At 64.5% G+C, this 21,339-nt stretch carries 30 protein-coding genes and 1 other RNA gene; 22 read left to right on the top strand and 9 right to left on the bottom strand.

All coding sequences use genetic code 11. The features are described from left to right. Positions 1-13 precede the first annotated feature (13 nt). Positions 14-1,027, bottom strand: a complete 1,014-nt coding sequence (pspF, locus tag C725_RS07535; protein ID WP_008601595.1) for a phage shock protein operon transcriptional activator — start codon at positions 1,025-1,027, stop codon at positions 14-16. A gap of 193 nt (positions 1,028-1,220) precedes the next feature. On the opposite strand from pspF, the gene C725_RS16400 reads away from it, so the two are divergent. From C725_RS16400 to C725_RS07495, 9 genes are all read left to right on the top strand, one after another. Further along, positions 1,221-1,397: a hypothetical protein gene (locus tag C725_RS16400; protein ID WP_008601593.1), complete on the top strand. Its 177-nt coding sequence runs from the start codon at positions 1,221-1,223 to the stop codon at positions 1,395-1,397. A 104-nt stretch (positions 1,398-1,501) separates the two neighbouring features. Beyond that, on the top strand, positions 1,502-2,176 hold the full coding sequence (pspA, locus tag C725_RS07530; RefSeq protein WP_008601591.1) for a phage shock protein PspA: 675 nt from the start codon (positions 1,502-1,504) through the stop codon (positions 2,174-2,176). A gap of 3 nt (positions 2,177-2,179) precedes the next feature. Next, on the top strand, positions 2,180-2,467 hold the full coding sequence (gene pspB / locus C725_RS07525; RefSeq protein WP_008601590.1) for an envelope stress response membrane protein PspB: 288 nt from the start codon (positions 2,180-2,182) through the stop codon (positions 2,465-2,467). Next, positions 2,464-2,868, top strand: a complete 405-nt coding sequence (locus tag C725_RS07520) for a PspC domain-containing protein (protein WP_008601588.1) — start codon at positions 2,464-2,466, stop codon at positions 2,866-2,868. The genes pspB and C725_RS07520 overlap by 4 nt, the downstream gene beginning before the upstream one ends. Positions 2,869-2,913: 45 nt before the next feature. Further along, positions 2,914-3,225 (top strand): hypothetical protein, encoded by a 312-nt coding sequence (locus C725_RS07515; RefSeq protein WP_008601587.1) that lies wholly within the window; start codon positions 2,914-2,916, stop codon positions 3,223-3,225. Continuing rightward, on the top strand, positions 3,225-3,503 hold the full coding sequence (locus C725_RS07510; RefSeq protein ID WP_008601584.1) for a hypothetical protein: 279 nt from the start codon (positions 3,225-3,227) through the stop codon (positions 3,501-3,503). Before C725_RS07515 ends, C725_RS07510 begins: the two co-directional genes overlap by 1 nt. 36 nt (positions 3,504-3,539) lie before the next feature. Then, positions 3,540-3,875, top strand: a complete 336-nt coding sequence (locus C725_RS07505) for a hypothetical protein (RefSeq protein WP_008601582.1) — start codon at positions 3,540-3,542, stop codon at positions 3,873-3,875. A 27-nt stretch (positions 3,876-3,902) separates the two neighbouring features. After that, positions 3,903-4,214: a hypothetical protein gene (locus tag C725_RS07500; RefSeq protein WP_008601580.1), complete on the top strand. Its 312-nt coding sequence runs from the start codon at positions 3,903-3,905 to the stop codon at positions 4,212-4,214. Between the two features lie 5 nt (positions 4,215-4,219). Then, positions 4,220-4,468: a hypothetical protein gene (locus C725_RS07495; protein ID WP_008601578.1), complete on the top strand. Its 249-nt coding sequence runs from the start codon at positions 4,220-4,222 to the stop codon at positions 4,466-4,468. Positions 4,469-4,549: 81 nt separating this feature from the next. Here C725_RS07495 and C725_RS16940 read toward each other — a convergent pair whose 3' ends face one another. Continuing rightward, entirely contained in the window at positions 4,550-4,627 is a 78-nt protein-coding gene (locus C725_RS16940) for a PEP-CTERM sorting domain-containing protein (protein WP_149864608.1), read from the bottom strand. 293 nt (positions 4,628-4,920) lie between these two features. Between C725_RS16940 and C725_RS07485 the strand changes: the two genes are divergently transcribed. From C725_RS07485 to C725_RS07470, 4 genes are read left to right on the top strand one after another with little or no spacing between them, the layout of a single operon-like run. Continuing rightward, the gene (locus C725_RS07485; protein WP_008601574.1) at positions 4,921-5,328 is read left to right on the top strand and encodes a SufE family protein; all 408 of its coding nucleotides are present in this window, start codon (positions 4,921-4,923) and stop codon (positions 5,326-5,328) included. Positions 5,329-5,339: 11 nt separating this feature from the next. Beyond that, entirely contained in the window at positions 5,340-5,786 is a 447-nt protein-coding gene (locus tag C725_RS07480; RefSeq protein ID WP_008601572.1) for a PaaI family thioesterase, read from the top strand. Continuing rightward, the gene (locus tag C725_RS07475; RefSeq protein WP_008601571.1) at positions 5,783-6,220 is read left to right on the top strand and encodes a PaaI family thioesterase; all 438 of its coding nucleotides are present in this window, start codon (positions 5,783-5,785) and stop codon (positions 6,218-6,220) included. Before C725_RS07480 ends, C725_RS07475 begins: the two co-directional genes overlap by 4 nt. A 55-nt stretch (positions 6,221-6,275) precedes the next feature. Continuing rightward, positions 6,276-7,895: a GNAT family N-acetyltransferase gene (locus C725_RS07470; RefSeq protein ID WP_008601568.1), complete on the top strand. Its 1,620-nt coding sequence runs from the start codon at positions 6,276-6,278 to the stop codon at positions 7,893-7,895. Positions 7,896-7,973: 78 nt separating this feature from the next. On the opposite strand, the gene C725_RS07465 is transcribed toward C725_RS07470, so the two are convergent. The 4 genes from C725_RS07465 to nudC form a co-directional block, all read right to left on the bottom strand. Continuing rightward, positions 7,974-9,101 (bottom strand): OmpA family protein, encoded by a 1,128-nt coding sequence (locus C725_RS07465; protein WP_008601566.1) that lies wholly within the window; start codon positions 9,099-9,101, stop codon positions 7,974-7,976. A gap of 136 nt (positions 9,102-9,237) precedes the next feature. Further along, positions 9,238-9,543, bottom strand: a complete 306-nt coding sequence (locus tag C725_RS07460) for a hypothetical protein (RefSeq protein ID WP_008601564.1) — start codon at positions 9,541-9,543, stop codon at positions 9,238-9,240. Further along, complete coding sequence (locus C725_RS07455; protein WP_008601562.1) at positions 9,540-10,073, bottom strand: J domain-containing protein; 534 nt, start codon at positions 10,071-10,073, stop codon at positions 9,540-9,542. The genes C725_RS07460 and C725_RS07455 overlap by 4 nt, the downstream gene beginning before the upstream one ends. A 38-nt stretch (positions 10,074-10,111) precedes the next feature. Continuing rightward, entirely contained in the window at positions 10,112-11,017 is a 906-nt protein-coding gene (gene nudC / locus C725_RS07450) for an NAD(+) diphosphatase (RefSeq protein WP_008601560.1), read from the bottom strand. Between the two features lie 89 nt (positions 11,018-11,106). On the opposite strand from nudC, the gene ffs reads away from it, so the two are divergent. From ffs to C725_RS07440, 3 genes are all read left to right on the top strand, one after another. After that, positions 11,107-11,205, top strand: an RNA gene (gene ffs / locus C725_RS15765) — signal recognition particle sRNA small type. A gap of 50 nt (positions 11,206-11,255) precedes the next feature. Continuing rightward, positions 11,256-13,004, top strand: coding sequence for a DNA polymerase III subunit gamma/tau (locus C725_RS07445; protein WP_008601559.1), 1,749 nt, complete (start codon positions 11,256-11,258; stop codon positions 13,002-13,004). Then, positions 13,001-13,324 (top strand): YbaB/EbfC family nucleoid-associated protein, encoded by a 324-nt coding sequence (locus tag C725_RS07440; RefSeq protein WP_008601557.1) that lies wholly within the window; start codon positions 13,001-13,003, stop codon positions 13,322-13,324. Before C725_RS07445 ends, C725_RS07440 begins: the two co-directional genes overlap by 4 nt. Before the next feature lie 340 nt (positions 13,325-13,664). Here C725_RS07440 and mtgA read toward each other — a convergent pair whose 3' ends face one another. The 3 genes from mtgA to C725_RS07425 all read right to left on the bottom strand — a co-directional run bounded on the left by mtgA (position 13,665) and on the right by C725_RS07425 (position 16,429). Beyond that, positions 13,665-14,387, bottom strand: coding sequence for a monofunctional biosynthetic peptidoglycan transglycosylase (gene mtgA / locus C725_RS07435; RefSeq protein ID WP_008601555.1), 723 nt, complete (start codon positions 14,385-14,387; stop codon positions 13,665-13,667). Between the two features lie 74 nt (positions 14,388-14,461). Beyond that, on the bottom strand, positions 14,462-15,364 hold the full coding sequence (gene rpoH, locus C725_RS07430; RefSeq protein ID WP_008601553.1) for an RNA polymerase sigma factor RpoH: 903 nt from the start codon (positions 15,362-15,364) through the stop codon (positions 14,462-14,464). Between the two features lie 105 nt (positions 15,365-15,469). Beyond that, on the bottom strand, positions 15,470-16,429 hold the full coding sequence (locus tag C725_RS07425) for an RluA family pseudouridine synthase (RefSeq protein WP_008601552.1): 960 nt from the start codon (positions 16,427-16,429) through the stop codon (positions 15,470-15,472). A 19-nt stretch (positions 16,430-16,448) separates the two neighbouring features. On the opposite strand from C725_RS07425, the gene C725_RS07420 reads away from it, so the two are divergent. The 6 genes from C725_RS07420 (at position 16,449) to C725_RS07395 (ending at position 21,333) form a co-directional block, all read left to right on the top strand. Then, positions 16,449-16,850, top strand: coding sequence for a M67 family metallopeptidase (locus tag C725_RS07420; RefSeq protein ID WP_038282271.1), 402 nt, complete (start codon positions 16,449-16,451; stop codon positions 16,848-16,850). 17 nt (positions 16,851-16,867) lie between these two features. Next, positions 16,868-17,104 carry a cold-shock protein gene (locus C725_RS07415; RefSeq protein ID WP_008601549.1) on the top strand — a complete coding sequence of 79 codons (237 nt, stop codon included), beginning with the start codon at positions 16,868-16,870 and terminating at the stop codon, positions 17,102-17,104. A 102-nt stretch (positions 17,105-17,206) separates the two neighbouring features. Continuing rightward, on the top strand, positions 17,207-17,839 hold the full coding sequence (locus tag C725_RS07410) for a histidine phosphotransferase family protein (RefSeq protein ID WP_008601547.1): 633 nt from the start codon (positions 17,207-17,209) through the stop codon (positions 17,837-17,839). A 68-nt stretch (positions 17,840-17,907) separates the two neighbouring features. Then, positions 17,908-20,445, top strand: coding sequence for a hybrid sensor histidine kinase/response regulator (locus C725_RS07405; RefSeq protein WP_008601545.1), 2,538 nt, complete (start codon positions 17,908-17,910; stop codon positions 20,443-20,445). Further along, positions 20,442-20,897 (top strand): chemotaxis protein CheW, encoded by a 456-nt coding sequence (locus tag C725_RS07400; RefSeq protein WP_008601543.1) that lies wholly within the window; start codon positions 20,442-20,444, stop codon positions 20,895-20,897. The genes C725_RS07405 and C725_RS07400 overlap by 4 nt, the downstream gene beginning before the upstream one ends. A 70-nt stretch (positions 20,898-20,967) precedes the next feature. Then, complete coding sequence (locus C725_RS07395) at positions 20,968-21,333, top strand: response regulator (protein ID WP_008601541.1); 366 nt, start codon at positions 20,968-20,970, stop codon at positions 21,331-21,333. Positions 21,334-21,339: the final 6 nt, after the last annotated feature.

Raw genomic sequence — 21,339 nt, 5'->3', positions numbered from 1 at the left:
TTGATAATGATTATCAGTTCTTGTGAAGGTCGTGCTTTTTCATAGCATGACGAAGCTGATCGTAGGTCAGCGCAAGCGCCATCGCCGTTTCCCGCTGATTGAAACGACAACGCTGCAGCGCCGCCATCAGGATCGCCTTTTCATAGTCGTGAACAGCCTGGCGCAGGTCGTCGCAATCCTCATGATCGTGAACGGCCTTTTCATGTCCGATTTCCGCCGCGGGCGCTGGCTCCTCGACCTCCGCCGCCGGCCGCCAAGGCGATTCGAAGGGGTCGAAGCGCAGCCTGTCTATCGGCCGGTCCGGTGCATCGCTGCTGTAAACCGCGCGCTCGACGACATTCTTCAGTTCGCGGACATTGCCGGGCCACGGATAGGAATGCAGCTTCTCCGCCGCCGCATCGGAAAAGCCCGGAAAATTGTCCCAGCCCAGCTCTACCGCCATGCGCCGCCCGAAGTGCGAGGCAAGATCCATGATATCCTCTCCCCGCACCCGCAGCGGCGGAAGGGTGACGACCTCGAAAGACAGGCGATCCAGAAGATCGGCACGAAAACGCCCCTCTTCCGCAAGGCCGGGAAGATCGGCGTTCGTCGCGCCGACGATGCGGACGTTGACGCGTCGCACCTGATTGGAGCCGAGGCGCGCGAACTCCCCATATTCAACGACCCGGAGCAGACGTTCCTGCGCCGGCGGGGTCAGCGTACCCAGTTCGTCCAGAAACAGCGTGCCGCCGTCCGCCTCCTCGAATCGCCCCGCCCTACCCTTGGTGGCGCCGGTAAAGGCGCCGGGCTCGTAGCCGAACAGCTCCGCATCGAGGAGGTTCTCAGGAAGCGCCGCGCAATTCACCGACAGGAACGGCTGATCCCAGCGCGGGCTGAGCCTGTGCAGCCGCTCCGCCACCATCTCCTTACCCGTCCCGCGTTCGCCGATCACCAGAACCGGGCGGTCAAGCGCAGCCGCACGACTGGCCCGCTCGATCGCATCGAGCAGCACCGTCGAATGGCCGACAAGGCGCGTCGTTTGCTCCATTGCCACATATTAGGATTTTTCACCAATGGTTAGCAACCCGCTTCAGAACGCATACCCCAATGAATAATGGCTGAATTTTTATTCCTTCGTTTGATCATGGACTTACTGGAAGAATGAAAAACTGGCACGCCCTATGCAAAGACGGCGGCATAAGAAAACAAACATTCGAACAGCCAGAAGAAGGAGCCACACAATGTTCACGAACGTAGCGAACCAAAGCGTTGTCCGCAGCCTGGTCGGCGTCTTCGGCGCCGCCCTGATGACCATCAGCGTGTTTTACGCGGCCGTCGGCCCCGACCCCCGCGCCGATGAATGGACGGCACCGTCGGTCCAGGTTGCAAGTTCGGCTGACGGCGCCATCGCCGCCTAGCCAGCAGGAGCCGGCGCGGGATCCCTACCCAGTCCCACCCGCGCCGGTTCCATTCCCCGCCCCCACCGGGTCGGGGCAACCGAATGAACAGCGAGGTACCAAGGATGGGCATTTTTTCCCGAACACGCGACATCATCGCCGCCAACGTCACCGACCTTCTCGACAAGGCGGAAGACCCGGCGAAGATGATCCGCATGATCATCATGGAGATGGAAGAGACGCTCGTCGAAGTGCGCGCAAGCGCTGCGCGCACGATTGCCGATCAAAAGGAACTGCGCCGTTCCATCGTGAAGCTGGAGCGCGCCAGCATCGACTGGGCGGAAAAGGCGGAACTTGCCCTGTCCAAGGACCGCGAGGACCTGGCCAAGGCCGCTTTGATCGAGAAGCAGAAGACCGGCGGCCGCGCGGCCCAGCTTCAGGCGGAGGTCGACCTGCTTGCCGACTCTCTGACTAGCTATGAAAAGGACATTCAGAAGCTGGAGGCCAAGCTGCGCGAGGCCCGCGCGCGCCAGGGCGCGCTGCTGCAGCGCCTCGAAACGGCGAATAACCGCGTGCGTGTCGGCACCATTCTAAAGGGCGAAAAGACGGCCGATGCGTTCAGCCGCTTCGACATTCTTGAGCGCCGCGTCGACGATGCGGAGGGCCGCGCCGATGCCTTCGCGCTGGGGGAGACCCAGACGCTGGAAAGCCAGTTCGCGGAACTGCAGGCGAGCGAGGCGGTGGAAGCCGAACTCGAACAGTTGAAGAACCGTCTGACCCATCAGAAGCAGGAGGATTGAGCCATGGAACCGGTAGTGGCCATCATCGCCATCTTCGTCGCGTTGCCCTGGATTGTGCTTCACTACATGTCGCAGTGGAAAAAGGGCCGGTCGATTTCAACGGACGACGAGCAGCTCCTCGACGATCTCTACCACATTTCGCAGCGGCTGGACGAACGTATCCAGAGCATCGAGCGCATCATGGACGTGGACAGCCCCGAATGGCGCCGTCTCAGCCACAGCGATGACCGCGACATGCTCGACAGCAAGATCGAGGACCGCGAACGCTCCAACATCAGGAGGATCTCATGAGGACGCACGACCAATTGGACAAACCCTATTCCCCCAGCCGCTTCTATCTGAACAAGCATGAGGGCAAGTTCATGGGGGTGTGCGCCGGCCTTGCCGACTATACCGGCATAGAGGCGCTGTGGTGGCGGGTCGGTCTGTTCGTCTCGCTGTGGATGACCGGCGGCATGACGCTCTTCCTCTACCTGCTGGTGGGCTTCTTCGCCGACAAGCGGCCGGCCTATCTGCCGAGTCCGGCGCCCGAGGAACGCCAGTTCCAGATGAAAGCGCGCCGTGCGCCGCAGGGAACGATCCGCGACGTGCACGCCCGCTTCCGGGCGCTCGACCGCCGCCTTTCGTCCATCGAGAAGCATCACACGACGTCGAACAGTTCGCTGGCGCGGGAAATCGACGCACTGAAATAAGCGTCAGGCCGTAACGGGCCGCACAGGACAAAAAGGGAGGAAAACATGGATTGGGGCTCACCGTTCTTCGTCATCGCGATCATCGCCATCTGCGGCGCCATCGCCATCGCCAAGAACTGGATCCAGGCGAAGCACGGTTACCCGCTGACCGACGATTGGGGCGGCGGCAAGGCCGTCCACCGGGTGGAATCCAAGCGCGAGGTCGAGCTCCTTACCAGCGAAAACGAGAAGCTGCGCGGGCAGGTCAGCAGGCTTGAGGAGCGCCTCTCCGTCCTTGAACGCATCGCCACCGATCCGTCAAAGCGCCTGTCCGACGAGATCGATAGCCTGCGGGACCTGAACAAGGAGACGCGCTGATGGACGGCTGGGTTCTGTTTTTCTTCATTGTCGTCGGCATTCCGGTGATCGCGGGGGTGTTTGGAGATTTCAGCAAGCGTTGGCTGAAACTGAAGGAAAAGCAGCTCGAACTTGCCGCCAGCGAAGCGGCCGAGCGCGCCGCGACCGCCACTGGCCAAGTCGAGCGGCTGGAACAGCGGGTCCGTGTCCTCGAACGGATCGCAACAGACGGCGGCGCGCATCTGGCGGCCGAGATCGAGGATCTGCGCCGTGACAGGGCGAGTAGCCGGCCGCAGTAAGCGCGGGCGCGAAATCGGAAGGAAGGGAGCAGCGACATGGACGCATCGGATATCGTCATCCGCAACCTGCCCTGGATCATCGCCGGAGGCATGATGCTGGGCGCGGCGGGGATTGCCGGCTGGGTCGCCACAACGTGGATGCGTATCAAGAACGGCTATCCACTCGACGGCACCTGGGGCCAGGCCCTGCATCCGCGGACGACAAGCGAGGACCGTGAACGCATCCGGCTTCTGACGCAGGAAAATTCGCAGCTGCGTGCGGAGATCGGCAGCGTGAAGGACCGCTTGGCCGCGATCGAAACGATCGTCACTGACTCTGCCCACCGCCTCGACCACGATCTCGCAGCGCTGAAAAGCGAGCGGGCCAACTAGACGCCGGTCGAGCACAAGGAGAACGGAATGGGCTGGTTTGCCACCATCATCCTGATCGCACTGATTGCTGTCGTCGTCGGCATCGTCGCCTCTCGCCGGGGATCGGAACTCGAAGCGCGCGGCCGAGGCGGCGACCCGGAAAAGGCGGCGCTGCGCCGGGAGGTCAGCGACCTGAAAGCGCGCATCGCGACCCTGGAACGAATTGCCACGGACAGGCCGACACGCCTGTCGCACGAAATCGAGGCGCTTGCCGAAACGCACGCCGAGACGGGTTCCGACGGGACGGACCCGAACATGGAAAACGGGACTGGGACGGCCGATACGGACAAGAAGGATTGATAGCTGTGCCTGATGTTCAAACCACCATCATCTTCGTTGCCGCCGGCCTTGCCTGCGCGGTGATCGCAGCCGGTCTCTTCGCCTGGTGCTGGCGGGGCTGGCTGGACCTGAAACGCGCGGAACTCGGCGGCGCGGATGTCTCGCCGCACCAGCGCCGCGACATGGGCACCACCACCATGGGCCGGATCGAGGTCGCCGACCTGAAGGAACGCGTACGCCGGCTGGAGGCCATTGCCGCCGGCGTCGATCTGTGACCCTACGCGCGCGCCCTTGAATAAGGGTCGTGGTGCGCCGACTCCCACGAGGGCGGCGCACCCGATCCTGCCGAATGGGAATCAGCCGCGGCGACGGCGCAGCGCAGCAACCGCCAGACTGCCCATGCCGAGAAGCGCGAGCGCCCCCGGCGCCGGCACGTCGGTCGGCGCGTCTGCGCGTCTGCGCTTTCGAGCGAGAGCGTGATGTTGCGAATCGCCAGCGCATCAAGATGCGAGTCGTCCTCGAAGAAAAAGCGCCACGTGCCCAGTCCCGACAGACCGATGAAATCCGACAAGGAGCCAACCGACGCGAACCGCCCTTTGGTATTCTTGGTATTCGACGAGTGATAACCCCCTTTATTGTGTATATTCCGGCGACATTCGCTGCACCGAGCCCCGCCTGGCCGCGCAGCCCTTGACCCGCGGGGCACGGGCACCCACTAGCTAACCGCATGAGCGAATTTGACCGCATCGAAGAGGATTGGGACATCCTCGACCCCGACGACCGTTACCGCCTGCTGATCGATCTGGGCCGCGATCTGGAGGCTATGCCGGACGCGCTGAAAACGGACGCGACGCGCGTGCGCGGATGCAGCGCCAATGTCTGGGTCTATCCCGTCACCGCGGACGCCGAGCGGCTGCATTTCCTGGCCGACAGCGACGCCGCCATCACGAAGGGGATCGTCGCCTTGATCCTGACGCTGGTGCAGGACAAGAGCGCCGCCGATGTGCGCGCCGCCGACCTCGAGGCGCGGCTGGCGCCGTTCGAACTGTCGAAACACCTCTCATCGAACCGCACGCAGGGTATTCCCAACATGATCGCGCTGATCCGGGATACGGCCAAGCGTCTGGCCGCCTGAGGAGCGCGCACATGCTGAACAAGATGATGAAACCGGTCGTCGAACATTTCATGTCGCACGTGCCGCATGTGCGCGCCCTCGGTATCGAATTTTCCGGCCTGGGCCGCGACTGGGCGGAACTGACGCTGCCCTGGTCGCCGCATATCGTCGGCTATCCCGGCGAGAACGGGGAGAAGGGCGTCATCGCATCCGGCGCGATCTTTACCCTGATGGACTCCGTTGGCGGGTTTTCCGTGCACGCGGCGCGGCGTTCGGCGGCGGGCCACGCCACCCTCGACCTGCGCCTCGACTATCTGCGCCCTGCCCGGCCCGGCGAAACCGTGTTCGGCTATTCCAAGGTTCAGCGCATGACGAAGTCCGTCGCCTTCGTGCGCGGCTATGCCCATGACGGCGAGCGGGAGGATCCGCTGGCATTGATGACGGGCTGCTTCATGTTCACGAAGGGTGCGAAATCATGAGTTTCGACGCTCTTGCTGCGCAAATGGCGGATGCGGACGAAGGGCCGCTTTCCGGCATTCCCTATGCGGACACACTGGGCGCGGAATACCGTATCGAGGGCGATCAGGTCACGCTGATCGTGCCATACCGGAAATCGCTGGTGGGTTCGCCGCAGCCGCCCAGGCTTCATGGCGGGGCCGTGGCGGGACTGATGGAACTGGCTGCCATTGCGCAGGTGATCCACCAATTCCGGCAAGAGGACATGCTGCCCGGTGTTCTGCCCATCAACGTCACTGTCGATTATCTGCGCGCCGGCCAGACGGAAACGGTTTACGCTGCCGCGCGTATCGTTCGTATGGGCCGGCGCGTGGCGAACGTGCAGGTCGAGGCGTGGCAGGACGAGCGGGAGCGGCCGATTGCGGCCGCCCACATGAATGTGATGCTGCGCCGCTGACGCTGCGTGCCGGCCCGGCGCGCCGGCGAATTCCGTGACGACAGAAGGACAAGACTTGCCGAACCGCACCGCCCCCCGCCTTGAAGTTCGCAACGCCCGGCCGGGCGACGTTCGCAGGATCCTGGACCTGATCGGCCGTGTGTATGTCGGTGTGGAGAACTACACGCCCGGCATGATCCGCGGGCAGATCAACAATTTTCCCGATGGCCAGTTCGTCGCCGTCTATGAGGGCGAGATCGTCGGCTATTGCGCATCCAGCCGGATCGACGAGGCCGTCGCCCTGTCGCCCCACGATTGGGAAACGATTTCGGGCAACGGTTATGGCAGCCGCCACGACGCGACCGGCGACTGGTTGTACGGGATCGAGATGGTGGTTGCTGCAAAGCAGCGCGGCCTGCGCATAGGTCGCCGCCTGTACGAAGCGCGACGGGCGCTCGTCGAACGGCTGGAGCTGAAGGGCATCGTTTTCGCGGGACGGATGCCTGGCTTTGCCCGCGCGCTCTCCCGCCGCCGCGTCGCTGACCCGGACGAATATCTCGAGAAGGTGCAGGCCGGAAAGGTGCGTGACACCACGCTCGGCTTCCAGCTGAAAAACGGTTTCCAGCCGCTCGGCATTCTGAAGGATTACCTGCCGGAAGACGAGCAGTCGAAGGGGCACGCCGTCCACATGGTCTGGCGCAACCCCTATGTGGACCCGGAGGAATCCAAGCGCTTCCGCGTACCACGCGGCGTGAACGGCGTGCGCCTGGCAACGGTGCAATTGCAGGCCCGCCCCGTGAAGGATTTCGACGAATTCCTGTCGAACATCGAATATTTCGTCGATGTGGCAGCCGATTACGACAGCGACTTCGTGGTGTTCCCCGAGCTGTTCACGCTTTCCTTGCTGTCCTTCGAGACTGAGAAGCTGACCCCGGCGCAGGCCATCGACCGCCTGACCGAGCACACCGCCCCCCTGGTGGAGGCCCTGTCGACCCTGGCTCTGGCCTATAATGTCAACATCATCGGCGGCTCGCACCCGACGCGCACGGACGACGGCGACATTCAGAACGTCGCCTATGTCTGCCTGCGCGACGGTTCGATCCACGCGCAGGAAAAGATCCACCCGACCCCCAACGAGGCCTATTGGTGGAACATCAAGGGCGGCGACGAAATCGGCGTCATCCAGACCGACTGCGGCCCCATCGGCGTCCTCATCTGCTACGATAGCGAGTTTCCCGAACTCGCCCGCCGGTTGGTGGACGAGGGTGCGCGCATCATCTTTACGCCGTTCTGCACCGACACACGCCAGGGCTATATGCGCGTGCGCTATTGCTGCCAGGCGCGGGCGGTGGAGAACCAGTGCTATGTCGTCATGTCGGGCAATGTCGGCAATCTGCCAGGCGTCGACAATATGGACATTCAGTACGCCCAGTCCTGCATCATCACGCCCTGCGATTTCCCTTTCGCGCGGGATGGAATCGCGGCGGAAGCGAGCGAGAATATAGAGGCGCTGACCATCGCCGATGTCAATCTGGACGATCTGACCTGGGCAAGGGCGGAGGGGACGGTGCAGAATCTGGGCGACCGCCGGTTCGACCTGTACCGCATCGACTGGACCCGCGCGCCGCAGGAAAAACCCGAGCCGAGCAATGCCCGCGTCGCCGGTTCCGGCCCCAAACAGCCCGGCGGCGGCTGAGAACTCGGACATATGACAAAAAAAGGGCCGCCCCCATGATGGGAGCGGCCCTCTTTCTTGCCTTGGAGGCGCTGACTCTTAGGAGCCGGCACCGCCGAGGTTGATCTCGACGCGGCGGTTCTGCGGCTCGCGCACACCGTCGGCCGTCTCAACGAGCGGCTGGCTTTCACCGAATGCCTCGGACGAGATGACGCCCGTCGGAATGCCCTGACCCGTCAGGTAATCGCGGACCGCTTCGTTGCGGCGCTGCGACAGACCGACATTGTAGTCGGCCGGACCCGAGCGGTCGGCGTGGCCGGCAAGCGTGATGCGGGCCGAGCCGGTTTCCTTGTAGGCCGCGGCCGCACGGTTCAGCGTGTCGGCGGCTTCCGCCGTGATGTCCGACTTGTCCCAATCGAAGAACACGATGAAGTCTTCAACGACCGGCGGCGGAGGCGGAGGAGGAGGAGGGGGCGGCGGGGGAGGCGGCGGTGGCGGCGGCGGCGGAGGGGGCGGTGCGGCCGGCTCGCCGAAATTGTAGCTAACGGAGGCCAAGAGCGAATGGGAGGAGAAGCGGCCGTCATAAACCGCGCTGTTCGCGAACGCCGCATCGAATTCCGGCACGCGCATGTAGCGGTATTTCAGACCGAAATCGACATTGTCGCTGACCGGCCCGTAAATCTTCGCAACGCCCTGATAGGCAAAAGCGAAATCCGTGTCGTCGACGATGTTGGGGCCGCCATCAGCAAGCGCATATTCGAGGTCGAGGCTGGCAAAACCGGCGCCGCCGCCGGCCATGAAGCCAATCCCGTCATTGCCGCCAACGTCGATCATCAGGTTGAGCATGCCGTTGAGGATGCGCGAATCGTCGGTGGCATTCGGGAACGTGCCGCTGCGATAGAGCGCCGAATCGAGGCCTTCACCACCGCCGGGCAGAGCCGGAACGGCATCGCTGACATAGATGGTATCGCCCTCGAGGCGCTTGTAGCTACCCTCAATCTCGGCGCGGAAAAAACCGAAATCATAACCGGCGAAGGCACCGAGGTCATATGAGCCGCTATGATCGATCGTCACACGGCGAACGTCGTCTCCATCCGTGAATTCGGCATCGCCCGGCAGCAGATAGCCGCCCTCGATACCCATGTAGAGCGAATTGTCCTTCGCAGCCGCAGGCGCGAGCGCGCTTGCAGCGAGGAGCGCTGCGACAGCGCAGGATAAGGTCCTCATTCGGTAAATCCCTTTTATCTGGCACGGCCTTGCGGGCGGCCGAACGGGCGCCAGCATGACGCGTTTCCATGACAGGATGATTGCAGTCGGTCCGGAAAGGGCACCGGCCAGACGCGCGTCCGGAGATGGCAGGACGCTATTTCGGGCAGTCAAGGTTCAGAGTGTGCGCCACCTCGTCGAGGTCGGCGCCGGGCTGCACGATGTGCCAAAGGCCGGTTTGCGCCGAGTTCAGAGCCACGACCGCACCCTTGGGGCAAATATCGAGGCATTTCGTCTCGACAATGCCGACATGCCCCTCGTGCCCCTTGGCGATCCGGCAATGTTTTCGAAGCGCCTTTGCAAGCGGTTTCCTCCCGCCGCGGCCAAAACCGCCCTTCACCTTCTTCGAGCATTTGCCGCAGACCAGAATGGCGCCGTTCCAGCGCGCGCGGACCGGTTTCAATCCGCGCCCTTCCATTCCTTCATGTCCTCGGCGCGCTTCAGAATGTCGTAGGCGGCCTGCCCAGCCTGAAACTGGCGCTCGGCCTCCTTGTCGCCCGGCTTGCGATCGGGGTGATGATCCTTGGCCCATTTGCGGTAGGCGAGCTTGATCTGGTCGAAATCCACATCGGGATCGAGGCCGAAAAGGTCCAGCGCGTCCATCTCGGCGCGGCTGCGCGACCCGTCTCCAGACCCCGCCCAGCCCCACTGCGCGGCGGTCGAATGAGACGCCGCGGCGGCTTCTTCCCGCTGGCGCTCCGCCTGCTGCTCCTTGGTCAGCCCCTCGAAATAATTCCAGCTCCGGTTGTACTCACCGGCATGCTTCTCACAGAAATACCAGCGATCCTTGCTGTTGGGCGATTTCGGTGCCGGGCAGTCACCCCGTTCCTCACAGCCGTGCCGATCGCAGATACGCACGGTGGCGGCGTCGAAGCCTTTCGCCTCATATTCTCCCCAGCGCGGGAAGCCCCAGGATTTCTTCGGTGGTGCCATCGTCTAGGACAAATCTCGCAACTGACAGTGATCCCCCATCATGGGTTCTCAATCCAGGTCTTCAAGAGCGTGTGCGCGATCGCCATGGGCGGCGGCACCTGCAGTTCGCCCTCCCCGGCCAGCGCGGCGGCGATTTCGTCGCGGGTGAACCAGCGCGCCTCCACGATCTCCTCGCCGTCGACCTTGATCTGATCGGATGGTGCCTCCGCGAACGCGCCCATCATCAGGCTGTACGGAAATGGCCAGGGCTGGCTGGCGACATAGGCGACGCGGTGCGTCCGCACGCCGGTTTCCTCGAACAGTTCGCGGCGTACGGCTTCCTCCAGGCTCTCGCCATGTTCGACGAAGCCGGCGAGCGCAGACATGAAGCCGGGCGGGAAACGCCCCTGCCGACCGAGAAGCGCGCGCTGTCCCGCCCCCTCACCGTGCAGGGCCAGCATGATGACGACGGGATCGGTGCGCGGAAAATGTTCAAGGCCGCAGCCGGTGCACTGCCGGGCATAGCCCGCCTTCCGCGCCTCCGTCGGGGCACCGCAACCGCCACAGAAGCGATGGCGGCCGTGCCAGTCGATGAGCGAGCGCGCCTGCGCCAGCACGGCGCCGTCACCAGCCGGCAGGTGCATGGCGGCCGCGCGCGCGTCCTGCGGCGCGGCGTCGTCATCGCCATAGCACCCCGCGCATGCGAAGCGTGGCAGGCCGTCCTGCAACCCCAGAAAGACATGTTCGGCGTCCTCCGGCAGATCCGCGCGGCGCGCCCAGTGCAGCGCCCCGTCCGCCGTGCAGTGCGGCCGCAGATCGTCAAGCATCAGCCAGCGCGCGCCGGGATGCATGCGCGCAGCGAAAACCGCCTGCTCGTCGCCGCGCATCGCATCGGCCCGGTCTAGGGCGGACCCGGTGAAGCCCGTCGCGGCAGCCGTGAACGGGCGGTCGAAAAAATCTACCATGCTGCGTCCTCCTGAAGCAGAGCGAGGGCGCGGGTGCAACTCCCCCGAGACAGAACTTGCCAAGCGCCCTTCGCCTCTCCATATGGCGGCGCGGGAGTCGGGCGGACGCGGCGCTCGCGAACCCGGTCAGGTCCGGAAGGAAGCAGCCGTAACGATACCGTCTGCGGGTCGTTCCGGCTCCCACCTCAACGTCAAAGCACCCTCGTTTTTCCGGGCCGGAGCCATTAGGTTCGGGGCCATGTCGGAATTTTCCCTAGAGTCGCCCACCGAGGATGCCGTGGACGCACCCGCCGCCGAGGGTGGCCGCGCCGCGCCGGCTCAGCCCTATCTGGTGCTCGCGCGCAAATACCGGCCCACCAGCTTTGGCGACCTGATCGGTCAGGATGCCATGGTGCAGACGCTGGCGAACGCGATCAGCAAGGACCGCATCGCCCACGCCTTTTTGATGACGGGCGTGCGCGGCGTCGGGAAGACCTCCACTGCGCGCCTGATCGCGAAGGCGCTGAACTGCATCGGGCCGGACGGCAAGGGCGGCCCGACCATCGACCCGTGCGGCCAGTGCGAACCCTGCCGCGCCATCGGAGAGGGGCGCTTCATCGACGTGGTGGAGATGGACGCCGCCTCCAACACCGGTGTCGACGACGTGCGCGAGATCATCGACGCCTCCCGCTACGCCGCCGTGTCGGCGCGCTACAAGATCTACATCATCGACGAAGTCCACATGCTGTCGAAGAACGCGTTCAACGCGCTTCTGAAGACGCTGGAGGAGCCGCCGGCGCATGTGAAGTTCATCATGGCGACGACGGAGGTGGGCAAGGTCCCCGTCACCGTCCTGTCCCGCACCCAGCGCTTCGACCTGAAACGCATTCCGGCGGAGCGGCTGGCGCAGCATTTCGGAGAGATCGCGGCAAAGGAAGGCGCGGAGATCGAGCCGGATGCGCTGAAGCTGATCGCCGGCGCCGCGGAGGGGTCCGTCCGCGACGGCCTCTCCCTCCTCGATCAGGCCATCGCGCATGGGTCCGGCGCCATCACGGCAGAGGCGGTGCGCGGCATGCTGGGCCTCAGCGACCGGAACCGCACACGCGACCTGCTCGCACGCATATTGGAGGGCGACAGCAAGGGCGCGCTGGGCGAACTGAACGCGCAGTACACGCTCGGCGTCGGTCCCGACATGGCGCTGGAGGCGCTGCTGGAGACGGTGCATTCGATCACGCGCATGCAGGTGGGCGCGGACGTCGACCTCGTCACCTCCGCCGACGGCAAGCAGAAGCTGGCGGAATGGGCCGACCAGCTGTCCGCCAGTGTGCTGCACCGCTTCTGGCAGCTCCTGCTGAAGGGACTGGAAGAGGTGAAGCGCGGTACCATGGCGCTGCAAACGGCGGAAATGGCGATCCTGCGCCTGATCCACGCCGCGCAGATGCCCGATCCGGGCGCTCTTCTGAAGGCGCTGGACGGCGCGGCGGCAAGCAGCGCGCAAGCCGCACCGGCGGAGGCTCCTGCGGCTACCGCCGCCCCGACCGCGCTCGCGTCGCCGGCGCAGGCGCACCCAGCGCCGCCCCGTCAGCCGGTTTTTCAGGGGCTGCCGAAATCATACGACCAGCTTCTCGATTTCTTCGTGAAGGCGGAACCGAAGGTGGAGGCGTGGCTGCACGATCAGGTGGCCTGCGTCGGGTTCAGCGAAACGGAACTGGTGCTGTCCGGCCGCGCGCATGACGAGCGCGTCCGCGAGCTTCGGGAGGAGGTACGGCGGGAGTTCGGCGTCGACCTTTCCGTACGTTTCGAGGATGTGGCCGGCGCCGCGACGGTTCAGGAGCAAAAGGAAGCCCGCGCGGCGGCCGAACGGCAGTCTGTGCTCGACGATCCGGCCGTGCGCCGCGTCATGGATATCTTTCCCGCCGCCCAGCTGATCGAATATGACCTGACGGGAACGGAGGATGCGGACGGCGCGGGCGTCTCCGCCCACAGCACGCAAAGGAACGCGTTATGAACAACATCGAAGACATCATGAAGGCCGCGCAAGGCGTTCAGGAGGAAATGAACAAGGCGCAGGCAAAGCTCGACACGATGGAAGTGACCGGCGAGGCGGGCGGCGGTCTCGTCACGGTCCGCGCGACCGCCAAGGGCCGCATCCTAGGCGTCAGCATCGACGAAAGCCTGATGACGCCGGGCGACAAGGAAATGGTCGAGGACCTCGTCACCGCCGCCTTCAACGACGCGCGCGGCAAGGCCGATGCCAAATCCGCCGAAGAGCTGGGCAAGATGACCAGCGGCCTCCCCCTCCCCCCAGGCTTCAAACTTCCGTTCTAAGACGGGGTGGCGGCGGGCGGACTGGCGCCCCCACCTCTCCAACGATGCCAACCGAGGGCCACGCAAGCGATGAGGAGCGGCATCAGAAATCCGCGGTGCCGCTGGGGGAATATCTCGGCCGAATTTTCAACGAGGCGAAACAGCGTTCCCTGTATTTCGTTCGCGAGGTCAAACTGTCGCACCAGAAAGGTGCCAGGGTTGCCCCCGTTTCGCGCCGGGAGATGAGAACGCTTCGACCGCCTTTAGGCAGCGGAGCACGATCGTCACGTCCCTCGGCCGAGCGAGGCTGGCAAGGATCATAGCGGCTGGTGCAGCGGCTTGGGCGTCGCATGGGCGCGGCCTAGCCGTAGATGCAATCGTCCTGCCCATCGGCTTCGACGATGCCGATCCAGCGCTGGACGTTGCTGGAGTGGCGGCGGACGAAGGGGCCCGGGGTGCCGGCGTTCCGCTCGATGGGGTTTGGGAGAATGGACGCCAGGCGGGCGGCCTCGGTTCGCGTCAGCTGGGCGGCGGACTTGCCGAAATGATACTCGGCGGCAGCCTCTGCACCATAGACGCCCGGTCCCATCTCGGCGATGTTCAGATAGACCTCCATGATCCGTTCCTTGCCCCACAGGAACTCGATCAGGACGGTGAAATAGGCCTCGAGCCCCTTTCGCACAAAATTGCGCCCGGGCCAAAGGAACGCGTTCTTGGCGGTCTGCTGGGAAATGGTCGAAGCGCCACGCAGCCGCCCCCCTTCCTCATTTTCCTCCAGCGCCTTCTCGATGGCTGCGACGTCGAAGCCGTCATGCGCGCAGAACTTGGCATCCTCCGCCGCGATGACACCGCGCGCAAGATCGGGGCTGATGCGCTCCAAGGATACCCAGTCGCGCCGGACGGGCCGGCCCCCGGCATAATCCTGGATCATCGGAACCGTCAGGGGAACGGGAACGAAGCGGTAGGCGAGCGTCCACAGAACCGAGAAGGCGAAAACGGCGACAAGCGCTCGAAATATAAATCGCAGGAGGGGCTGGCGCTTCTTCTTGCGGAATCCACGCCGCTTCTTCCGTGCCAATGCCATAAACCGCCTTGTACCCCTCCCTGATTTCCGAGGCTTAAACGGAAATCGGGGAGCGGGTCAAAGGCAGATGGCGATCAGGCGGGTTCGAGCAGCTTCCGCTCTTCAGCGAGGTCCTTCATCGCCTTCTGCAGCTTCTCAAAGGCCCGCACCTCGATCTGACGCACGCGCTCCCGGCTGATGTCGTAGACCTGGCTGAGTTCCTCCAGGGTCTGCGGTTCCTCCGTCAGGCGCCGCTCGGTGATGATATGCTTCTCGCGGTCGTTCAGCGTATCCAGCCCGGCAAGCAGAAGATCATGGCGCACATCCGCCTCCTGCTCGTCGGCGACAATCTCGTCCTGCAGCGGATCGTCGTCCTGCAGCCAGTCCTGCCATTCGCTGTCGCCTTCATCGGCGCGCAGCGGCGCGTTCAGACTGGTGTCACCGCCCCGCGACATGCGGCGGTTCATGGAGACGACCTCATCCTCCGAGACCTTCAGTTCGGTCGCGATCTTCTTGACGTCGTCCGGATGCAGGTCACCGTCCTCCAGCGCATCGATCTGACTCTTCATGCGGCGAAGATTGAAGAACAGCTTCTTCTGCGCCGCCGTGGTGCCGATCTTCACGAGGCTCCAGGACCGCAGGATGAATTCCTGTATCGAAGCGCGGATCCACCACATGGCATAGGTCGACAGGCGGAACCCCTTGTCGGGTTCGAATTTCTTGACGCCCTGCATCAGCCCGACATTGCCCTCCGAGATCAGGTCGCTGACCGGTAGACCGTAACCGCGGTAGCCCATGGCAATCTTCGCGACGAGACGCAGATGGCTGGTCACGAGACGGTGGGCGGCATCGCGATCCTGATGCTCCTTCCAGCGCTTCGCCAGCATATATTCCTCCTCCGGCTGGAGGACGGGGAATTTCTTGATCTCGCTGAGATAGCGGTTGAGCGAATTGCCCCCGCCCAGTGCGGGGATCGTCGCCGGTACTGCGTTTGCCATGCCTCTTTATCCTCTCTTCGCCGGCGGTCCGGGTACGGCGCCCGCCTGCGTTTCGCTTTTCAGCGGCCCTTTATATACGGCGCCGCCCGGCGATTTCCCTTCATGTCAAGAACGAGAAAGCGCGCTTACCAGTTCCTGCATATCCGCCGGCAGCGGGCTTTCGAAAGTGAGAATTTCTTTGCGGTCGGGATGCTCGAATTGCAGGATCGCGGCATGAAGCGCCTGACGCGCGAAGCCGAGACGCTTCAGAAGCGCGGACTGCGACCTGACGCCGCGCCCGCCGTACAGCGGATCGCCGAGAAGCGGGAAGCCCTGCGCCGCCATGTGGACGCGCACCTGATGCGTGCGCCCCGTCTCCAGCCGGCACTCGATCAGCGCCGCATCTTCGAGGGCGCGCAGCGTGCGGTAGTGCGTGACGGCGGCCTTGCCCCGGCCATCGTCCAGCACCGCCATCTTCTTGCGGTTCTTGGGGGAGCGGCCGACATTTCCCTCGACACGGGCGGCCGGGGGCACCGGCACGCCGCGCGTGATGGCGAGATAGCGGCGGCCGACGCTGTGCGCGGCGAACTGCGCGGCGAGCGCCATGTGGGCATGAGCCGTTTTCGCAGCAACCAGAAGGCCGGAGGTATCCTTGTCGATGCGATGGACGATTCCCGGCCGGGTGACGCCGCCAATGCCGCTGAGTTCTCCGCCACAATGATGCAGCAGCGCATTGACGAGCGTTCCGTCGCGATTGCCGGCAGCGGGATGCACAACGAGGCCCGCCGGCTTGTCGACGACGATCAGCCCCGCATCTTCGTACACGATGTCGAGCGGAATATCCTGGGGCTCCGCCGCGCTAGGCGTCGGCGCGGGCACATCGACGGTCAGCCGCTCTCCAGCGGTCACCTTGCGGCTGGCGGTGCGCTCGACACCCCGCCCGCCCTGCACCGCCCCGGCCTTCAGCAGGGCCTTCAGCCGCTCGCGGGAAAATTGCGGAAGAGCGTCGGCCAGCGCGCGGTCGAGCCGCATGCCGGCCGCCGTCTCCGCAATCCATACCTCTACCGTCGACAAAGCGTCCGTCATTCGGCAGTCGCTGTCGTCGATGACGTGGCGAATCGCAAGGGGCGCGTCCGCGCAAATTCTGGAACACGCTGCTGCCGCGGCGCCGGAAGAGGCGTGCGGTTTGCTGCTGGGCGAGGGAACGCGCATCGATACGGCCCTGCCCGCGGCCAATGTCGCAGCCGAGCCCAAGCGCCATTTCGAAATCGATCCGCAGGCGCTGTTCGCGGTCCAGCGCGCCGCACGCAGCGGCGGTTCTGCGCTTCTTGGCTACTTCCATTCGCATCCGAGCGGCGACATCGCGCCCTCCGTCACGGATGCAGCACGCGCGGCCCCCGATGGGCGGCTGTGGATCATCGCAGCGCCCGGTGCGATAGGCGCCTATGTTACAGGTGAAACTGGTCTTCACGGGCGGTTTCGGCCTATCACGCTGAAACGGTTCTAAGGGATTCGAGGCAGGTCTTGGCGCAGGGCAATGTGAAATGGTTCGACCGCAAGAAGGGATTCGGGTTCATCAAGCCGGATCTGGGTGCGGTCGACGTTTTCGTTCACATTTCCGCGCTAAAGGCGAGCGGACTGAACGAGGTGGGCGAGGGCGACCGGGTCGAGTTCGAACTGACCCAACTTCACGACGGCCGCGTCGCTGCCTTTGGAATTCGCCGCATTCAGCCCCGTTCGGTGGGTCGCAACGACGGCTAGCGGTCTGCTTCCCGTCTCATATCGAGGCTGTCCGATCCCTTATCGGGGTGACAAGCTTCGCGTGAGGGGTTTAGGGTCATCGCTACCGATTGAAGAGGGTTTATGAATTCCGCCGATTTCGCCAGCCTCCTCTGTTCGCGCCTATGCCACGACCTCGTCAGCCCGGTGGGATCGCTTTATAACGGCGTCGAACTGCTCGCCGACGAAACCGATCCGGACATGCGCGCGCGTTGCATGGAACTGCTTGCGGACAGCGCACGTCAGACCGCGAACAAGCTGAAGTTCTTCCGCCTTGCATTCGGTGCCGCTGGCGGTTTCGGCGACAATGTCGATACGCGGGAGGCGCAGGCGGCGCTGGAGGGGCTGTTCGGGTCCGACAAGCGCACGCAGGTGGAATGGCAGGTGGCGGGCCACTCCCTGCCCAAGGGCGCGGTCAAAATGCTCCTGAATCTCGCGATGATCGCCGGCGATGCGCTGCTGCGCGGCGGAACGCTGCTCGTTGCCAGCGAAGTTCATAACGGCGCCACCGAAGTGGTCGTGCGGGCAGAGGGACCGCGCGTACTCCTCGACGAGCAACTGCGCAGCGCCCTGACCGGGGGCGTCACGCTGGAGGAACTGACGCCGCGCGCCGCCAGCGCGTATCTGGTGCACATGCTGGCCGAGGAGGCCGGCGTGGGCGTCAACATCATGGAGGAGGAAGGCGTCCTCGTCTTCGGCGTGACTCTGCCGGGCTGATTTAAAGCCACCTTAACCACTGGCTGCGCAAAACCGGGCCCGAGATCATTTCGGGGACCGCTCAGCGCATGGACGAACTTCTCCAGGAGTTTCTGAACGAAACTGCGGAAAATCTGGAAACTGCCGACAACGAGCTGGTAAAGTTCGAGCGCGACCCGGATGACATGGAAGCGCTGGCGACGATCTTCCGCCTCGTCCACACGGTGAAGGGCTCCTGCGGATTCATCGGTCTGCCACGGCTGGAACGGGTCGCCCATGCCGCCGAGACGCTGCTCGGCAAAGTTCGTGACGGCGAGATCGTCGTCGACGCGGCCATCGTCACGGCAACACTCGATGCCATCGACCGGGTTCGAAGCATCACCGCCGGCCTCGCCCAGACCGAGACGGAACCCGAGGGCGACGACACCGCCCTGATCGAGAGGCTCGAAGGGCTCGCCGCTGAGGACCGCGCGGCGCAGGATGACAAAGCCGGGAACGGCTCGGCCGCCTGCGCGCCCCCTGAACCCGCATCTACTGACCCCTCGGAGGACCAAGACCCTCCGGCCCTCGGTCGAAGCGGCGCCGCGCAGACCATTCGCGTGTCCGTGGACCTGCTGGAGGAACTGATGACCAGCGTGTCGGAACTGGTTCTGACCCGCAATCAGTTGATGCAGGAACGCCGGCGTGAAGACGCGGCCGACCTCGCCCTCCCCATCGACCGGCTCAGCGCGCAGATCGGGCGGTTGCAGGAAAGCGTCATGCGTACACGCATGCAGCCCATCTCCGGCGCCTGGAACATCCTGCCGCGCATGGTGCGCACGCTCGCGGTCGACCTCGGCAAGCGCATCGATCTGGTCATGGAGGGCGGCGACACCGAACTCGACCGGCAGATGCTGGAACTCATCAAGGACCCGCTGGCGCATATGGTCCGCAATTCCGCCGATCACGGCCTGGAGGCGCCCGCCGAGCGCGCAGCCGCCGGCAAGCGCGAAACAGGCACGATCAGCCTCTCGGCCACGCAGGAGGGCGGGCATATCACCATCACCCTCGCGGACGATGGGCGAGGCATCAACACGCACCGGCTTCGTGAGAAGGCCGTCGCGTCGGGCGTGATGACGGCGGCGGAGGCAAAGGCAGCGGGCGAACCGCAATTGTGCCGACTGATCTTTCACCCCGGCATGTCCACGGCCGAAGCGGTGACGAACGTGTCCGGCCGCGGCGTGGGTATGGACGTCGTGCGCGCGAACGTCGAAAAGATCGGCGGCGCGATCGAGGTGGACAGCACCCCCGGGCAAGGCACGCGCTTCAAGCTGCGCATACCGCTGACGCTGGCCATCATGCCGGCGCTGATCGTCGGCGTCGGGGAGGCGCGATTTGCCGTTCCGCAGATCGCCGTCGCAGAGCTGGTGCGCACGGGCGAGGGCAGCGAACACCGAATCGAGCATGTCGCGGGTGCCCCCGTCCTAAGGCTGCGCGGACGTTTGCTGCCGCTGGCAAGCCTCAGCACGGCCCTGTACGGCGACGCCGCTGAAGATGCGGAAATCCCCCCCACCGCCGCCGACCATGTTCTGGTGATCCGAAGTGCCGGTCTTCATTTCGGGATCATCGTCGACCGTATTTACGACACGGAGGAACTGGTCGTGAAACCCGTGTCCCGTACGCTTTCCGACCTTCCGCTCTATTCCGGCAACGCCATTCTGGGGGACGGAAACGTCATCATGATCCTGGATATGAACGGGATCGCCGCCGATCTCGCCGACGTGGCGGGGGAGGATCCGGCGAATGACGACAAGGCCGCAGCGCCCGAGGATGGGCGCGATGCGATGCTGGTGTTTCGCGCCGGCCGGGATGTACAGCCCTTTGCCGTTCCGCTGTCGCTGGTCACACGCATCGAAGATCTGGACGCTGCTGCCGTGGAACGCGCCGGCGGAGGCTATGTCGTGCAACTGCGCGAGCGGCTGGTTCCGCTCGTCGGTATGGACGAGGCGTGGAGCCCGGCCGAGACGGGCCGGCAGATCGCGCTGGTTTTCTCCGACCTCCACGACACCGTCGCCCTGGCCGTCGACGAGGTCGTCGATATTGTGGATGCCGCCGTTTCGCTGGAGATCAGTTCCTCTGACCCCGCCCGCCTCGGCACTGCAATCATCGCAGGAAAGGCGACCGACCTCATCGATGTCGCATATCTGCTGCGCCGCCGCTCTGACCGCGAAGGCGACATGCTTTACAGCGCCCGGCCAACCCCGGGCAGTATCAAGGCCGACATCCTTGTCGTCGATGACAGCCCGTTTTTTCGTAACATGCTGAAACCGCTCCTCGATTCCGCCGGATACACGGTTACGACCGCGGCGGGCGTCGACGAAGCGCTGGCCATGCGGGAAAGCGGAAAGCGCGTCGATCTGATCCTGTCCGACATCGAAATGCCCGGAAAATCCGGTCTCGATTTCGCCCGCGCGGTTCGGGGCGGCGGCGCCTGGGCCAAGGTACCGATGGTCGCCTTGTCCTCCCTGGCGGGCGAAGACGATATGGACGCAGGGATCGCGGCGGGTTTCGATCGCTACGTCGCGAAGTTCGACCGTGAGCGCCTTCTGACTCTACTCGCCACCAGCCTGAAGGACCGCGCGGCATGACGCATTCGGCGACGCAAATCGTTACTCTCAGCCTGGCTGGCCGCGCGCTCGGCATCGACGTCATGCAGGTGCAGGATGTGATCCGTCTCGGAACAGTGACGCCCGTGCCCCGTGCGGCGCCCTGGATCGCGGGCGTGATGAACCTGCGCGGGCATATCGTCACCGCCATCGACCTGCGCGCGCGTCTTGGTCTTCCACCAACAATTGGCGAGCGAAGCATGTGCGTGGTCGTATCCCTCGATGGAGAGGCGCACGGGCTGATCGTCGATGCAGTCGGCGAGGTGCTGGCCGTCTCCGAGGCGGACCGCGAGCCCGATCCACCCACCCTGCCGGCGCACTGGCGCGCCGTCTCGCGCGGGATCGTGCGACGGGAAGAAGACCTGATCCTGGAGCTCGACGCGGCGGCGCTGCTGTCCGGGTGCCCGGATGCGCAGATCGTTGCCGCTGCTTAACGGGCTGGCAACCAGTCCGTTCTAAAGAATCATACAGGCCATAGCCGCCCGCAAAAAAGGACGTTCAACCATGCATTCCTGCCTCATCGTCGACGATTCCAAGGTGATCCGAAAGGTCGCGCGACGTATCTTGGAGGATTTCTCGTTCGACATCGACGAAGCCGGAGACGGTCAACAGGCGCTGGATCGTTGCGGCTCGGCCATGCCGGATGTCATTCTGCTCGACTGGAACATGCCTGTCATGGGGGGGCTGCAGTTCCTGCAGAATCTGCGGGCGCGACCGGCGGAGAAGCGCCCGACGGTGATCTTCTGCACGACGGAGAACGACATGGAGCATATTCGCGCCGCCATGGATGCCGGTGCGGACGAATATATCATGAAGCCGTTCGACCGGGAGATCATCAAGGCCAAGCTGGAGCAGGTCGGTCTGATCTGACCGGGC

The organism is Pacificimonas flava (assembly GCF_000342165.1).
Classification (GTDB): domain Bacteria; phylum Pseudomonadota; class Alphaproteobacteria; order Sphingomonadales; family Sphingomonadaceae; genus Pacificimonas; species Pacificimonas flava.
This window is presented reverse-complemented; position numbering and strand designations above follow the sequence as displayed.